Raw genomic sequence first — 279 nt, forward strand, 5'->3', positions numbered from 1 at the left:
TGACTCCTTCCTTGACTTTGGCGTACGCGTCTGACTCCTTGACGTCTTCGATGGCGCCGGAAACCTTCTCCTTGGCCTTCTCGAAGGTGTTCTTGAACGTGTCTGTCCAGGAGGTCTCCTCGCTGCTGTCCGGGGAGCGTCTCTCCCGCAGGCTGCGGCCGTGGACCGCGACTAGAAGGGCGCACAGGCAGATGAGGGAGAGTTTGGTGGCCATCGCGTCTGTGACTGTGTCTGTCCTGTACTGTGTACTGCTGGAGCAACGTCTCTTGCTGTACTGAC

Annotated in this window: 1 protein-coding gene; it reads right to left on the minus strand. The window is 59.1% G+C overall.

Annotated features, from left to right (window positions below):
* Positions 1-214: hypothetical protein (locus tag P2081_RS20735; protein ID WP_278924676.1), on the minus strand; the 214-nt coding region annotated here is incomplete at its 3' end.
* Positions 215-279 lie beyond the last annotated feature (65 nt).

This window comes from Pseudophaeobacter profundi, from assembly GCF_029697505.1.
Taxonomy (GTDB): domain Bacteria; phylum Pseudomonadota; class Alphaproteobacteria; order Rhodobacterales; family Rhodobacteraceae; genus Pseudophaeobacter; species Pseudophaeobacter profundi.